Origin of the sequence: Limosilactobacillus balticus (assembly GCF_014145615.1) — a bacterium.
Classification (GTDB): Bacteria; Bacillota; Bacilli; order Lactobacillales; family Lactobacillaceae; genus Limosilactobacillus; species Limosilactobacillus balticus.
Window position 1 is genome coordinate 226,905 of sequence record NZ_JACIVH010000042.1, and the last position, 15,906, is coordinate 242,810.

At 37.1% G+C, this 15,906-nt stretch carries 14 protein-coding genes; 10 read left to right on the forward strand and 4 right to left on the reverse strand.

Features of this window, described 5'->3' with window-relative positions:
- Positions 1-108: 108 nt before the first annotated feature.
- Positions 109-1,749, reverse strand: a complete 1,641-nt coding sequence (locus H5S10_RS01920; protein ID WP_182587228.1) for an Nramp family divalent metal transporter — start codon at positions 1,747-1,749, stop codon at positions 109-111.
- Positions 1,750-2,271: 522 nt separating this feature from the next.
- Here H5S10_RS01920 and H5S10_RS01925 point away from each other — a divergent pair.
- The 6 genes from H5S10_RS01925 (at position 2,272) to H5S10_RS01950 (ending at position 8,239) form a co-directional block, all read left to right on the forward strand.
- Positions 2,272-3,282, forward strand: a complete 1,011-nt coding sequence (locus H5S10_RS01925) for a zinc-dependent alcohol dehydrogenase family protein (RefSeq protein WP_003665087.1) — start codon at positions 2,272-2,274, stop codon at positions 3,280-3,282.
- Positions 3,283-3,526: 244 nt separating this feature from the next.
- Positions 3,527-4,039, forward strand: a complete 513-nt coding sequence (locus H5S10_RS01930; protein ID WP_182588548.1) for a TetR/AcrR family transcriptional regulator — start codon at positions 3,527-3,529, stop codon at positions 4,037-4,039.
- A 10-nt stretch (positions 4,040-4,049) separates the two neighbouring features.
- Positions 4,050-5,108: an ABC transporter permease gene (locus tag H5S10_RS01935; RefSeq protein WP_182588549.1), complete on the forward strand. Its 1,059-nt coding sequence runs from the start codon at positions 4,050-4,052 to the stop codon at positions 5,106-5,108.
- Between the two features lie 17 nt (positions 5,109-5,125).
- Positions 5,126-5,812 (forward strand): ABC transporter ATP-binding protein, encoded by a 687-nt coding sequence (locus H5S10_RS01940; protein WP_182588550.1) that lies wholly within the window; start codon positions 5,126-5,128, stop codon positions 5,810-5,812.
- A 99-nt stretch (positions 5,813-5,911) separates the two neighbouring features.
- Positions 5,912-7,894 (forward strand): ABC transporter ATP-binding protein/permease, encoded by a 1,983-nt coding sequence (locus H5S10_RS01945; protein WP_182588551.1) that lies wholly within the window; start codon positions 5,912-5,914, stop codon positions 7,892-7,894.
- 108 nt (positions 7,895-8,002) lie between these two features.
- The gene (locus H5S10_RS01950) at positions 8,003-8,239 is read left to right on the forward strand and encodes a hypothetical protein (protein WP_003675355.1); all 237 of its coding nucleotides are present in this window, start codon (positions 8,003-8,005) and stop codon (positions 8,237-8,239) included.
- Positions 8,240-8,341: 102 nt separating this feature from the next.
- On the opposite strand, the gene H5S10_RS01955 is transcribed toward H5S10_RS01950, so the two are convergent.
- Both H5S10_RS01955 and H5S10_RS01960 read right to left on the reverse strand, forming a co-directional pair.
- Positions 8,342-8,659 (reverse strand): ArsR/SmtB family transcription factor, encoded by a 318-nt coding sequence (locus H5S10_RS01955; RefSeq protein WP_182587223.1) that lies wholly within the window; start codon positions 8,657-8,659, stop codon positions 8,342-8,344.
- Between the two features lie 163 nt (positions 8,660-8,822).
- Positions 8,823-10,523, reverse strand: coding sequence for a LysM peptidoglycan-binding domain-containing protein (locus H5S10_RS01960; protein WP_182588552.1), 1,701 nt, complete (start codon positions 10,521-10,523; stop codon positions 8,823-8,825).
- A 427-nt stretch (positions 10,524-10,950) separates the two neighbouring features.
- On the opposite strand from H5S10_RS01960, the gene H5S10_RS01965 reads away from it, so the two are divergent.
- Positions 10,951-11,895, forward strand: coding sequence for a LacI family DNA-binding transcriptional regulator (locus tag H5S10_RS01965; RefSeq protein WP_182587221.1), 945 nt, complete (start codon positions 10,951-10,953; stop codon positions 11,893-11,895).
- Positions 11,896-12,026: 131 nt separating this feature from the next.
- Here H5S10_RS01965 and H5S10_RS01970 read toward each other — a convergent pair whose 3' ends face one another.
- On the reverse strand, positions 12,027-12,212 hold the full coding sequence (locus tag H5S10_RS01970) for an LBP_cg2779 family protein (protein ID WP_003675345.1): 186 nt from the start codon (positions 12,210-12,212) through the stop codon (positions 12,027-12,029).
- Positions 12,213-12,437: 225 nt separating this feature from the next.
- On the opposite strand from H5S10_RS01970, the gene H5S10_RS01975 reads away from it, so the two are divergent.
- The 3 genes from H5S10_RS01975 to hisS all read left to right on the forward strand — a co-directional run bounded on the left by H5S10_RS01975 (position 12,438) and on the right by hisS (position 15,859).
- A complete protein-coding gene (locus H5S10_RS01975; protein WP_182588553.1) occupies positions 12,438-13,058 on the forward strand; it encodes an LVIS_2131 family protein in 621 nt (206 codons plus the stop codon).
- Position 13,059: 1 nt separating this feature from the next.
- Positions 13,060-14,247: an MDR family MFS transporter gene (locus H5S10_RS01980; protein ID WP_182588554.1), complete on the forward strand. Its 1,188-nt coding sequence runs from the start codon at positions 13,060-13,062 to the stop codon at positions 14,245-14,247.
- A 334-nt stretch (positions 14,248-14,581) separates the two neighbouring features.
- Positions 14,582-15,859 (forward strand): histidine--tRNA ligase, encoded by a 1,278-nt coding sequence (gene hisS, locus H5S10_RS01985; RefSeq protein ID WP_182587218.1) that lies wholly within the window; start codon positions 14,582-14,584, stop codon positions 15,857-15,859.
- Positions 15,860-15,906 lie beyond the last annotated feature (47 nt).

The following is a 15,906-nucleotide window of genomic DNA, read 5'->3' on the forward strand; positions in this document are numbered from 1 at the left end:
GGTTTATTTATATTAGGGATTGTCTATACTATACCGTTCAAGTATGAACATTTTGTGAAATAATCATTACAAAAATAAAAAACTGGAAGTTAGTTCCAGCTTTTTATTTTAATCTTCTACAGCTGTATCTTTCATTTGAGCTTCGCGTTGACCAAATCCTTTGCCTTCAGCAGCAAAGCGTTTGTCACCTTTATATAGTTCAACACAAGTCCAGATAAGAAGGGCAAGGATGATAATAATTGTGGTATAAGCAAGAACGTCAGATGTTCCTTTAGACCAGATACCAAAGCCTTCGTAAGTTGCAGGAAGATTGTAAAGGTTTAAGAAAGTAAGGGCAATTACAGAAATCCAACCGCAAACCTTAACCCAGCCACTATTCTTAAATTCACCCATTTCAACTTCACTGTTAGTCATCATTAATAATGGCAACATTGAGAACGGAAGGGCAAAAGCTAAGAATACCTGTGAATTTTCCATTAAAAGGTTCAAGGCGGTGTGTTGTTGGATAGTATTTTCACCGCTCGTCATAGCAACACAAGCAATAACCGGAATAACGGAAATAATCCGAGTAACTAACCGTCGTGCCCATAAAGGCATTCGCATATGAATGAAACCTTCCATAATAACTTGACCGGTTAATGTTCCAGTAATTGTTGAATTTTGCCCAGAAGCAAGTAAAGCAACGGCAAATAAAGTAGATAATACACCTGACTTAGCAACAGCAATTAACACTGGATTACTAAGCATTGAGGTATTGTTTAGGGCATCATACAGACCGAAGAAAGAGCTATCTTGAACAGCACCAGTCTTGAAAACAGCAACCCCCATGATCAAAAGGAGAGAATTAACGATAAACGCAAGAGATAATTGGATATTTGAATCCCAAGTAGTAAAACGAACTGTTTGACGAATACTATCAAGATCATTATGATCGATCTTCCGAGTCTGAGAAATAGCTGAGTGGAGGTATAGGTTGTGAGGCATAACTGTCGCACCGATAATACCTAGTGTACCAGTTAATGGAGTGATGCCACCGATTTCAGGATGTTGAGCAATTGCTTTGGCTGATGGGAGAAGACCCATAAATACGCCACCCCAGTTAGGGTTAGATAAAGCAACTTGGTAAGCAAAAACAAACAAGATTACCAAAATCAAACATGCAACAATTGCTTCGATTTTCCGGAATCCGATCTTGGTTAATAATAGCAGTACTAAAACATCAAGAACAGTAATAAATACAGATGGGATTAACGGAATATGGAACAGTAAGTTTAACGCGATAGCAGCTCCGATAACTTCAGCGATATCAGTTGCCATAATCGCTAACTCAGTCATAATCCACAAAATAATACCTAATGCTTTACCGGTACGTGCCCGTGTTGCCTGAGCAAGGTCCATTTGGCTCACGATTCCGAGTTTAGCCGCCATGTATTGAAGTAACATCGCAATCAAACTTGAAATCAAGATAGTAGTCATTAAGGTATATTGGAAACTCTGTCCACCAGTAATTGAAGTTGACCAGTTACCTGGATCCATGTAACCCACGGCAACTAATGCACCGGGACCAGAGTAAGCGAATAATGTTCGCCAGAAGCCTTTTCCACGAGGAACTTCAACTGTTCCGTTGATTTCCTCTAGTGATTTACCGTTAGCATATTCAATTAATTTATGCTTACGGTGTTGATTCTTTGTGTCGTCCACGCCAAATCCACCTTTCATTTGAGTTTTGTTAATTAGATTGGAAATCATAATTAACTAAGTTCGAATACTTTGTTAGGGTAACATAAAAAAATATATCCTGCAATGGAAAATCGCCGTTATAACGGCAGTTTAAGTAACGTTAAGGACCGGTTGGAGATAAGTTTTGGCGTACCTAATGGTTGTTAAGCGCTTGCAAAAGTGTGGAGAAATTTTTATATAAATTTAGATTTTTCTTCTTTGTATGTAGGAACATTTTATTTATTGATATAAAACTTAAATTGGCTAAAAGAAGCTTTGTGAAGTTATGTAATTGAAAAAATGATGGTAAAACCATTTATGTAATAGCGAAAAAATAGCAGTCACTTAGTGAAGAAAAAAATATTTAAAAATATTACTTTTTTTCAAAAACCTTTTATATCGGCTTTTGTTTGAGTTTATATTTAGTGAGTTTAACGTTTTATGATGGTAAAAAGAATGTGAGGTAATTGTTGGACGTTTGACAATTAAGGCGTTTTCACACTATACTAACACTTGACAAATGATTAAATTCACAAGAGAGGTATTTTGATTATGAAGGCACTTGTTTTAACAGGTAAAAAGCAACTTGAAATTGAAGATATTAAAGAACCTGAAATTAAGCCTGATGAAGTCTTAATTCACACTGCCTACGCTGGTATTTGTGGTACTGATAAGGCACTCTATGCTGGTCTTCCTGGATCTGCATCAGCTGTTCCTCCTATTGTTTTAGGTCACGAAAACTCAGGTGTAGTTACAAAAGTTGGTTCGGAAGTTACTAACGTTAAGCCAGGTGATCGTGTAACTGTTGACCCTAACATTTACTGTGGTCAATGTAAGTACTGCCGGACTCAACGCCCAGAATTATGTGAACACCTTGATGCTGTTGGTGTTACTCGTAACGGTGGTTTTGAAGAATACTTTACTGCTCCCGCAAAAGTTGTTTACCCAATTCCTGATGATGTTTCATTAAAGGCTGCTGCCGTGGTTGAACCAATCTCATGTGCAATGCACGGTGTTGACTTGCTTGAAACTCACCCATACCAAAAGGCTTTAGTATTAGGTGATGGTTTTGAAGGTCAATTATTTGCACAAATCTTAAAGGCACGTGGTATCCATGAAGTTACCTTAGCTGGTCGTTCAGACGAAAAGTTGGAAAACAACCGGAAGCACTTTGGTGTTAAGACTATCAACACTACTAAGGAAGAGATTCCTGCTGATGCATATGACATCGTTGTTGAAGCTGTTGGTTTACCAGCTACTCAAGAACAAGCACTTGCAGCAGCTGCTCGTGGTGCTCAAGTATTAATGTTTGGTGTTGGTAACCCTGATGATAAGTTCTCAGTAAACACTTACGATGTATTCCAAAAGCAACTTACAATTCAAGGTGCCTTCATTAACCCTTACACCTTTGAAGACTCAATTGCACTTCTTTCTTCTGGGGTTGTTGATCCACTACCACTCTTCTCACATGAATTAGACCTTGATGGTGTGGAAGACTTTGTTAGTGGTAAGTTAGGTAAAGTTTCAAAAGCTGTTGTTAAAGTGGGCGGCGAAGAAGCTTAATCTAGATTGAGATAAAAATTAAATCTATTGAAAACGAGGCGAGATAAATTTCTCACCTCTTTTTTTATACATCATTTTATCCGCAAAGGAATGTAATCAGCAGTTAGAACAAGTTTAAGTTAAGTCCTACAATTGTAAAGTTTACATGAATATCCACCTAATGATTGACACGGTGTCACTTTGATGGTAATGTATAAATTACATCGATGGTGACATTGTGTCATCAGACGCTGGAGGAATTAAAATGCCAAGTACAACATTTGAAAATTTAAATCAACAGAAAAAAGAACTTATTACTAATGCACTATTAACAGAATTTAGTCAACATAGTTTAGCAAGTGCCCAAGTTGCACGGATTGTAAAGCAAGCGGGAATCGCCAGAGGAGCATTTTATAAGTATTTTACAGATTTAACGGAGGCATATCAGTATCTTTATCAAGTGGCAATTTTAGAAATTCATACACCAATTACCCGTGTTAACCACATTTTAGCGGCGAGTGATTATGTTAATCAGATCAAAGCTTTTGTAGATGAGATCAATGGAAGTAAGTACCGGGACTTTATGCGGTTGCACTTTCAAACAAATGAAGGGTTATTACGTGATAGTACGCAGCCGCAAATTAAGATTCACAGTGCTAACGAATGGAGTGTAATGGTTTTGAGTCATGAAACAATTAAGGATTGCCTTCTTCAGCCCAATAAACAAGGTGAAGCAATTGCACGGCTATCCAAGGTATTAACTGCACTATTGCAGTAGGAGGTAGAATATGTTTTTAGCACTAAAAGAAATGAAACATGAAAAGCTGCGTTATGGATTAATTGTTGCCATGATTGTTTTGATTAGTTACTTAATGTTTTTCCTAATGGGGATGATGTTGGGACTCCAAAATGAAAACGATGCTGCTATTAAAGAGTGGGGTACAGAAACTGTTTTTCTAAACAAGAACAGCAATGATAATCTAGGACAATCGATCATTACTCGCGACCAACTATCAGGTAAGGACCAAAAGAATGTTGCGCTTGTTGGGCAGGCGCCAATAGTTCTTAAAGAAAAAGGAGCAAGTAAAGAAAGTGCCCAATTTATCGGTTTAGATCCTGACCAATTTATTTCCCGGGAAAAGATCAAAATTACAAATGGCCGTCAAGCTAAGGGAAATAACGAGATTGTTGTTGATAAAAGTTTAAGCAAAAAGGGATATCATTTAGGAGATCGAGTAACAATCAACTCTCAAAATGAAAAATATAAGATTGTTGGCTTTGTTGATGATGCTAAATTTAGTGTTGCTCCCGTCGTATATGGGAGTTTGCCAGTTTGGCGAGATTTGAGAGGATTAAATAGTTCGGCCGTTGCTAGTGGACTCTTTTCTGATCATCAGCTTAGTAAAAGTACTTACCCTGATCTTCAACACTACACTGCTAAGGAATATATTAATAAGTTGCCCGGATATTCAGCGCAAAATAATACGTTTACTTTTATGATTGGCTTTTTAATGGTAATTTCATTAATTGTAATTGCTGTCTTCTTATATATTCTTACTATGCAAAAAATAAGTCATTATGCAGTTATGCGTGCCCAGGGAATTCCAGTGCGTCACTTAATTATTGCGACAGTTACTCAATCAATTTTCCTGATGATTAGTGGTGTAATAGGTGGGATCCTTTTAACCCTTCTTACGAGTGTAGCAATTCCGATGTCGGTACCAGTTATTATGAATTGGCCACTAATTAGTTTAATGGCAGTAGGATTAATAGTTCTTGGGATGATTGGTTCACTACTACCAGTGCGAATGATTATTAAAATTGACCCCGTACAGGCCTTGAATTAAGATGGGAGGCAAAAGTTATGTCAAAATTAAAATTAGTAGATGTTAACAAATATTACGGCGAAGGAATTAGTCGTGTTCATGTTCTCAAGGATGTTAATTTTTCTGCTAAAGCGGGAGAATTAAATTTGATTTTAGGGCCTTCTGGATCAGGAAAGAGTACTTTTTTAACAATTGCGGGCGGCTTACAAACACCTACCTCAGGAAAAGTGTTAATTGACGGAATTGATATTGAAAAGCTGTCTTCTAAAAAGCGTGATGAACTGCGCTTGCAGAAAATTGGCTTTATCCTTCAGTCCTATAACCTATTACCCTATCTAAATGTGGCGGATCAATTTAAACTTGTTGATCGCATAAAGAAGGGGGGGAACGTTTCATCGGAAGCCTTTAATGAATTATTGGAAAAACTTGCGATAAAAAAGCTGCTCAAACAATATCCTTCTGAGTTGTCAGGAGGTCAAAACCAGCGGGTAGCGATTGCGCGTGCCCTTTATACTGATCCTGAGATAATTCTTGCAGACGAGCCAACAGCGGCCTTAGATAGTAATTTAGTAAAGATAGTTGGGCAATTATTTCATGACCTAGCTAAAAAGAGAAACAAAGCGGTGATTGCTGTAACCCATGATTTACGTTTACGTGAATATGCAGATAATGTTTACGAGTTAGCTGATGGAAAGCTGACATTAAGTGAAAATTCCTCAGAATAATAATATAAATAATGTTAAAGAATTATGAGTAAAAGGCTTTTTCATCACAAACCTTGCTATAATAAACGGACTAAATAAATAGTAAAGGGGGAGGATGCAATGGCTTTTTTAGAATTAAAAAACATATATAAATCGTATTATCTTGACAAAGAGGAATTCCCAGTTCTTAAAGGGATTAACTTACAGTTTGATCGGGGAGAATTTGTGTCCATCCTTGGTGAATCAGGTGGTGGGAAGTCCACTTTAATGAATATCATTGGGGGACTTGATCGTAACTTTGAAGGTGAAGTCCTTGTAAATGGTAAACTCCTTGACCATAAAAAGGAAAAGCAACTAGATAGCTATCGGCGTGCGACGGTGGGTTATATCTATCAGTCCTATAACTTAATCTCTCACTTGACGGTACTGGATAATGTTTTGGTTGCGTTAGATATGACAACCTTGACTAAGGAAGAACGTCGAAAGCGTGCACTGGAACTCTTAGATAAGGTTGGTTTAAGTGAACAAGTAAAAAAGCATCCAAACCATTTGTCTGGAGGCCAAAAGCAACGGGTAGCGATTGCTCGGGCATTAGCAAGTGACCCGCAAATTATTATTGCTGATGAACCAACAGGGGCCTTAGATGCGCAGAATACAAAAGAAGTATTAGCATTATTAGACGAGATTGCTCGCGATGGGAAACTAGTGATCGCCGTTACTCACTCTCAGGAAGTAGCGGATAATGGGACACGAATTGTTCATTTAGCTGATGGAAAAATTGACGGCGATGAAAGATTACGTCCTGCTTATCCGATTCCAGAAGACCCCACAGAGATTACTCCACGAGTTCTACCAGCGATGGCGAGCTACCGAACGGCCTTTAAACATTTGACCTATAACTTTTGGCGCAATTCGTTAATTATGCTTGGAACTGCAATTGGTATCTTTGCGATACTCTTATTTAGTGGTTTAGGTAATGGGATAAATGGCTACATTCAAAATCAGATTAACTCTCTTGCTAACCCGCAGGCAATTACCGTATTTAAAAATACAACTGGTAAGAAGATGACTCAGGAACAAATCCAATCATCGTTAGGACAAACAATGGCGGCCAATCCTCAATCGATGACAATTAGTGATCATAATATTGACCGGTTACGAAAGCTTGATAATGTGTCATCTGTTCAACCGGGAATTATGGTGAGTGCCTTTCAGCTTGATTATAATGGAAAGAAACAGAGTGGAACTTCACTAAGTACTTGGAGTAAGGCGATTACTAGTAATTCAATCAAGCAGGGGCACAAACCCAAGAATGGTGAAATCGTTCTTACAAAGCAACAAGCAATCCAATTATCAAGTGCCAAAAATTATAAGCAAATGGTTGGTAAAACTATCCGTCTCTCATTTACATGGATAGACGCCAATAATAATCCAGTTCCCGTTTCTGGAAACTTCAAGGTAGCAGGCATTACAGAAGGCGCGAGTGCCGGGACTTCAATTACTTACTCCACTATGCGTGCGTTGCTTCAAAAAGCAAATGCCTCTACTGCTGCTAACTTTGCAACCGTTAATGTAACAAATCTTGACAGTGTACAAGGGGTAGCGAATAAGATTGATAATCTCCGTGATAGTAATAACAAACGGGTATTAGGAGCGATTACAGTCGGGTCGATTCTTAAAACTGTTAATACTTATGTTAGTCTTGCTTCCACGGTTCTTGCGTCAATTGCTGGAATTTCATTACTTGTATCCGCATTAATGATCATTGTGACAATGTATATGTCAGTTTCGGAACGGACAAAAGAAATCGGTATTTTACGAGCTCTAGGTGAACGAAAAAAAGATATTCGCCGATTATTTACGTCTGAATCTGTCTTTATTGGACTGTTTTCAGCAATCCTCGCACTGCTAATTGTTGCAGTTGTAACGGTTATTATTAACCACGCCCTGTATGGCTTGATTAAATATAATATTGTGCAAATTACTGTTGGAAATGTAATCTTTGCAATTGTAATTGCGATTGTAATTTCGTTTATTGCCGCATTACTTCCTGCACGCCGGGCGGCAAACCTTAATCCAATTGATGCATTAGCTGCAGATTAGTTAAAAAGCAACAACTCTCCTATAGCTGAAGTTGTTGTTTTTTTGTTTTATTGAAAAATGTTTTAGGTAGTCCGAAAATGGGATATAATAAAAACGGAGGTGAGAAGAATGACAACAATTTATGTTCATGATAATAATCAATCACAAAATATTACTTGTTCAGATGGCTCACAAGGAGTATTGCGAGTTAGTAAAATGAATAATGCAGTACGGTATAATTTTAAGTTTTATAGCCATGCGCATCTTGGTTTCTGGTTAGATAAACATCAATTCTATGATGGTAAGACATTGATTGTAAAAGGAGTTTTAGAAAATGAACGATTAGAAATTAAATTTGTTAACTAAGCGAAAAGACGTTTAGAAGTCATCAGCTAAGTTTGACTTAGGATGAGTTCTAAACGCCTTTCTTTTATTTCAATGGGGGGATCCCAAAGAATATTCACTAAATTAAATGATTTTTTCTGCATGACTTAATACATCGGCGATTAAGGTCATTACCTGCGGATCCTCTAAATGATAGATAACGGTTTTCCCTTCTCGCCGTTGTTGAACTAAATTATATTTTCTCAATAGTTGCAGTTGGTGAGAAACCCCCGATTGTTCCCAGTTCAACTTCGTACTAATTTCTGAAACACTCATTGAATGTTGAATCAGCAAATATAATAATTGTAATCTTTTAGGATTTCCTAGTAATTTAAATAATTGACTGATTTTGTTAACATTTGGAATATCTGTTGTCCAACGGTCTACCACAATAAATATCACTTACTTTCTATAAACTCCCTAATAGTGATTTAGTGAATATTAATAATAAACTGCCTACCTTTATTCTAGAACAGAAAAGAATTTTTTTAAAACAAAAAAGCAAGAAGCAAAGATTTTCTTATACTTCTTACTTTATAATATGTAACTATTTAAAATTTATTAATTACAATGACAAACGTTGTCCCACAAAGATTGTGTATGGGCTTTGAATATTATTCTTAGCTGCAATTGAGCGCCAGTTTAATCCATGGTAAGCGGCAATCTTTGATAATGAATCGCCACTTTGAACCACGTAACTTCTATTGTTAGTAGTAGAGTAGTGTGAGGTAGCTTTTTGAGCGCTAGCACTATTGTTAATCCGTAATTGTTGACCAATCTCAATTAAATTAGGATTACTAATGTGGTTAGTTGAAGCTAATGCAGATGTTGTGGTATTGAAATGCGCGGCAATTTGTGAAAGGGTATCACCACTTTTAACGGTGTATGTGCCATTAGCAACAGTAGTAACCTGTTTATTTTGCTTGCTTTCTTGTTGGCTAGTTGTAGTATTTTGCGCCGCAGTTTGATGAAGCGTTAATACTTGACCTACACGAATCACATTAGGGTTACTGATATGATTGAGCTGAGCTAATTGAGTATAAGTAGTGTTAAACTTACCAGCAATTCCTGAAAGAGTGTCCCCGCTTTTAACGGTGTAGGTATTACTATTAGTCGTAGTATTAGTTTCAGGTTGCTTAGTCTGTGTCTGTTGTTGCTCAGTAGTAGGTTGACGAACCAAAAGTCGTTGCCCGACATAAATACGGTTGACATTATGGATATCATTTAAGGAGGCAAGGTTATTTACAGTTGTATTGAATTGTCCTGCGATTCGGGATAACGTGTCTCCGCCTTTAACAGTGTAGTATCCAGTATTTGAAACAGTTACATTGGTTTCTGGAGTTTGGGCACTCTCGGTTTGTTTATTCGTAACGACTTTCCCAGAAAGTGCAACGGCATCTAACTGGTTTAAGTTATACGTTTGAACAAAACGAATTAAGGTATTAGCATAGCTTGGATCAGTAGCATAGCCATCTTGCCGAAGCTTATTTGCAACAGATACATAGTTAGTATCACCCAGCAAGTTACTGTAACGACTATTTACGTTAAGAAAGCGACCATGATCAGTAACTGATTCAGAGTTGTTAGCATAGGCCCGGAAGTTAGCGTTAACGTAAACACTCCGACCGCCATAAACTTCCCGTGTACGCATTACAACTGAATTTCCATTATAGGAACCCTTAATTCCAAATAAATTATGGGCCTGAGTTGATAAGGCTGAGCGTCCCCAACCACTTTCAACGATAGCCTGGGCAACTGTAATTGAAGGGAGAACCTTGTATTCATTCCATCCTTGGATTGCACCAGGAACAACACTTTGAATGAAAGCTTGTTGTGAAGCATTGTTACTGAAATGGAGGGTACTCAAATCGGTTGTTGAATTTTCTTGCGGTGTAGCAGCACTATCAGCCTTTGGAGCAGCTGGAGCAGCTTGTTTAGTTTCAGCAGACTGAGCTGAAGCAGAATCTGCGGCAGTTTGGCTAGTAACAGCTTGATTGGCATTAGAAGCAACAGTACTTTCTGCTGACGCGCTATTTGACGTATTTTGAGCAACGGCAGAAGAATTAGCAGCACTATTTGTATTATTTTGTGTATTAGCAGTAGTAGCAGCAGGTTCTTCAGAAGAAACTGAAGCATTGTCAGCATGAGCAACTGCACCGGTAGCAGTTAATAAGGTAACAGCAGTTAATCCAGCGAAGACCCATTTTTTTCCGCTTTTATACATCTTAAAATGGGTTGATGGATCATTATTAGATTGACGATTCATTGGCAGTGACTCCTTAATTTATATTTGAAATTCCTAAACATTACTCCTAAAAGTGGCTTATTAATCATTTCATAAATTAAAATAATATCAAAAAGGTCAAAAAGTTTAAGAAGTTCTAAAGATTCAACTACCTATAAACTAGCATTAATTCTCTTTAGCGTCAATTTAATTTGAATGTAAAAAAGCTAGTAAAATCCTTTAAAACCAGAGAGAAAAGATCATAAAATCAATAATTATCATCTTCACAAAACATGTTTTATCAAATGAAAAATATTTTTAGATAAATGATAAGTTAAACATATGTAAACAAACCTATTTTTATAAAAATAGCAATTTAAATTATATTTAAAAGTAACCGTCGATTGTTCAAATATGGTGAGCTATAATAATGGAATAGCTTAAACGAAATTAATCAAGGAGTTTTAGAATGGTTGCTAAGTTAAAAGATGTTGCTCAATTAGCGGGGGTTTCAGTAACTACTGTTTCAAGAGTAATCAATAATTATGGCTCTTTAAGTCAAAAAACAATTGACAAGGTCCATGCGGCAATGCGGGAGTTAAATTACCAACCAAATGCTTTAGCACGGGCGATGCAGGGGAAGCCATCTAAGTTTGTTGGCTTGATTTTTCCTAATTTAATTAATCCCTTTTTTGCTGAATTAGCAAATGAACTTGAACACGAATTATTTAAGAAGGGTTATAAAACAATCATTGCATCTTCGGCCCAAAATCCGGAAATAGAGCATGAATACTTAAATATGTTGATGGCAAATCAAGTGGATGGGATTATTTCGGGTTCTCATAATCTAGGAATAGAGGAATACCATCAACTTACTGCGCCTATTGTTTCTTTTGATAGGTATCTTGCTGATAATATTCCAATTGTTGCCGCTGATAGTTACCATGGGGGCGAACTAGCAGCGAAGTATTTAGTAGAACATGATGTAAAGCACTTAGCAGTAATTGTGGATGAAGATACTTCTGTTTCACCTACCATTAATCGAATTCAAGGGGCACTTGATTTTTTGAATAAACAGAAACGAGATTTTGACCCGTTAGCTATCCAGCATTTAGATATTGAGGCGACTTTCCCTGGTGATTATGATGGCGTGCTGGCTTCTAATGATGTTCAAGCATTAACGATTAGTAATCTTTATTACCAGGCAGGAAAGCAAATAAATAAAGACTTTTTTATTACCGGTTATGATGGTTCACAATTAATTCGGAAAGTGGCGCCTTACCTCCCAACGGTAATTCAACCAATTCCAGCATTGGTACAGGAATTAATTGATACTTTAATGAAGCGAATAGAAACACCTCATGAAAAGATAGAAACCAAACTTGTCCCAGTTGAATTTTATCAGCCAAAATAAATCTAAAAAGGACCTAGAAGAAAGTGATATTTTCTTCCAGGTCCTTTTTAGATTAGAGCAGAGAAATATTATTAGTTCTGCTTTAGAAGGTATTCAGTTTTGATTTTGCCACAATGGCACGAATGGTAATGTTACTTACTTTGCATGAACCGTTGAAGCAATTCGGCTTCTTCTGAAGTCACTGGGGTATTAGATGATTTAATTTCGTGAATTCGTTCAACAGATAAATGACTGCCGAAAGCAACTTCATTATCATTTAAGTCATTTTCACGCTCAAAGTTAATCAATTCTTGAGCAAGTTCACTCAAATTGTCCATGAAAACATTCCTCCTTAGTAGGTATATTATTAAATAATACTAACCTTATCTCTTATTCTAAATCAAGACACAGTTTGTTACCAAAAATTAGTTTAGCACAGTTTGAACTTATCCTTGTAGTTATTTTATTAAATTTATTCGTTTGTTATTAAGATTTAACGACAAGCGAATCAATTTGTGTGATAATCATAGTAAATAATATTAGAGAATGGAGTATTGAAAATTATGAGTTGGAATTGGCTAGGATGGTTATCGTGGATATGCGCAATTGCCTTTTTTTGTTATGTAATCCATTATATCCGTGTTAAGCAATTAATGCTGATTGCTAAGACAAAAAAAGTATTTAAACTAAATTTAGTGATTCGCTATGTGATCTTATTACTTGTCTCGTTATGTTGGCTCGGGGGGATGTCATATCTCACATTTTTCCGCCCAGTTGATATTAATAATCATCAACAAACACAGACTTCGATCACTTACCGTCCACTTCAAATGGGGAATAAGTCCGATGATTTCTATTATGTTTTAGCGACCCGGAGTAAAAGTGGGAAACACCCAATTGTGTCATATACGTACTGGGCTGGAAATGATAAATACACAACAAATTCGCGATACGGATCAGTTGCTGATGGATCACGGATAGTTACCTTAGATGCGAGTGCTTTACCATGGGATAAAAAGCAATTGGAAAAAGAGGATGCCAAGACAGGACATGCTTTTGCAGCGGTAATGGATGTAAAGTACAAAAATACTGCTATTAATGGTTTAGGTTTAAAAGCAAATCATAGTGCTGTAACTTATACACTCTTACGTGTACCTTCCTCTGATATGGTATCTGAACGTTAAAATGGAACAGCAAACAGTCAAATTAAAATGGGTTGCCCTAGCAAGTCTGTTGAACAACACTGGGGCAGCTTTTTTATGGCCGCTTACAACAATGTACCTTCATAATTATCTTGGACAAACTTTGACAACTGCTGGTTTTGTAATGTTAATAATGTCGATTGCGATGATGATGGGGAATTATTTAGGAGGATGGTTATTTGACCATTGGAAGCAATATCAAACAGCCATTTTAGGAGGTAGCCTATCTACGCTAGCAATATTCTTGTTGATCTTTATTCATGGTTGGCCCTGGTATGCTGTCCTAATTACGGTTAATAGTTTTGGTGATGGAATCAATGCTACCATTGTTAATTCTTATGGGACGTTGGTTAGTGATCATTCTTCCCGTTATGTTTTTAATTATATTTATATGGCCTTTAATATTGGGGTTGTGATTGGAACGTTGTTAGTTGGCGTTCTTTTGCCGATTAGTGTAGTGGTAGTTTTTACTGTAGCAACAATCTTTTATGCCTTGTTAATGCTAGTAGTAGTTTTAACATTTAATGTGGCCGTAGATGCAATTAAAGATAATTCAGGGATACAGGAACGCCATCATGTTTCTCGCCAATTACATTCGCGATGGATCATCTTGGTTTGGTTTATCCTCATAAATTATATTACGGTTCATTTAAGTTATTCCTTATGGGAAAGTGTAATGGCAGTCCATATGACAAATATGGGGATTCCATTCTATGCCTATAGTATGTTATGGACATTAAATGGGATGTTAATTATTATCGGACAACCACTCGTTAATAAATTAAGTCCCTATGTTCGTTTATCAACGCAAATTATTGTGGGAATCTTTATTTTTGCCTTATCCTTCCTCTTATTAATTTTTGCTCGGACTCTGACAGCTTTTGTTATTGACTTTGTAATCTTAACTATTGGTGAAATGACTAGTTTTGCTGGCTTACCTGCTTGGATTGCGCAATTGACTAATGTTGACGAAGCTGGGCATTACCAAGGATTACTTAATATTATGATGTCGGTTGGCCGCGCGATTGGTCCACTATACGGTGGATTTGTCATTGAAAAAGGAAGTTACCAATTCTTATTTATTTCAGTATTTTGCTTAATAACTGGTACATTGCTTATTATCTGTGTTTATTTATGGTATTTACACCGAATTCAGCAGCGACTTAATTGAGATAAATGATACCCAAAATCTGTAAGCTATGGTAAAATCACTAATGTATTATAAAAGCATTGACGTAGAAACAAAGTGCCTGTGTAATTGACAGAGATCCAGTTGAGTTGAGAGCTGGGAGCAGACATGATCCACCTCTACTAGCTGAAAGGATGAATTTTAGTAGTCTGTTCCGGTGATTCCGTTATCGTCAGGAGTTAACGCAACTCCATGAGGCAGTGACTGTGAGGTTACTGTAAATAGAGGTGGAACAGTGATAGATATCGCCCTCTAAGGCTGTTAAGGTCTTAGAGGGCTTTTGTTTTTATACGTAACGAAAGGGGAAACACAGTTAATGGATTATCAAAAGCCAAAGGGAACTGCAGATATCTTACCAGGAACTACAAGCATTTGGGAAAAAGTAGAACAAAATGCGCGCGAAGTTTTTAACCAGTTTGGATACCGTGGAATTCGAACACCGATGTTTGAAGATTACCATGTTTTTTCACGGAATGTGGGTGATACCTCAGATATTGTTGAAAAAGAAATGTACGATTTTCATGATAAAGGTGATCGTCATATTGCATTGCGTCCAGAGGGGACAGCTGGAGTAGTACGGGCTTACGTAGAAAACAAGCTCTATGGTCCAGAATATCCTAAACCTTATAAAGTTTATTACATGGGGCCAATGTTTCGGTATGAACGGCCACAATCAGGACGACAACGTGAATTCCACCAAATTGGGGTTGAAGCATTAAACAATGAGTCACCACAAATTGATGTGGAAGTTATTTCAATGGCAATGGCTCTCTTTAAGAAATTTGGGGTGCCAAATGTTAAATTAGTTATTAATACTCTAGGGGATAAGAAGGTTCGTGAAGATTACCGGGAAGCATTAATTAACTATTTAAAGCCTCATTATGATGAATTGAGTAAAGACTCTCAAGAACGTTTATATAAGAATCCATTGCGTGTACTTGATAGTAAAGATGAAGGTGATAAGAAGATTGTTGCAGAAGCTCCATCAATCCTTGATTACCTTGATGAAGAGTCACAAGCTTACTTTGACGAAGTGCAGGCCTTATTAAAGAAATTAGGAATTGATTTTGAAATTGATACCAATATGGTGCGGGGACTCGATTACTATAACCATACTATTTTTGAAATTATGTCAGACTCACCAGTATTTGGTGGCGGGTACACGACTGTTTGTGCAGGAGGCCGTTATAATGGTTTAATTAGCCAGCTTGGTGGCCCTGAAGAAGGTGGAATTGGCTTCGGAATGGGTGTTGAACGGTTAATGCTCTTACTCCAAGAAGAAAATCCTGCATTTGCTCCTCAAGATCAATTAGATGTCTTCTTTGCTAGTGCTGATCAGCAGGGGGATGAAATGGCATTTGAAGTCCTCAGTAAGGTTCGCCAGCAAGGAATCGTGGCTGATAAAGATTACAGCGGAGTAAAAGTTGGTAAGCAGATCAAAGAAGCTTTCCGTCGTAATGCGAAGTACTTTGCAGTTTTTGGCGCTCGTGAAGTCGAAGAAGGAACTTTCCAATTAAAAAATGCGGCTACTAAGGATGCAACAACTATTAAAGTTAGCGATTTTGTAGCAAATCCGGTAGAATATTTGAAATAACTAAATTAAACGCAAGCGGGAAAGTTCCTTTTTGAGAAGGCTTGACC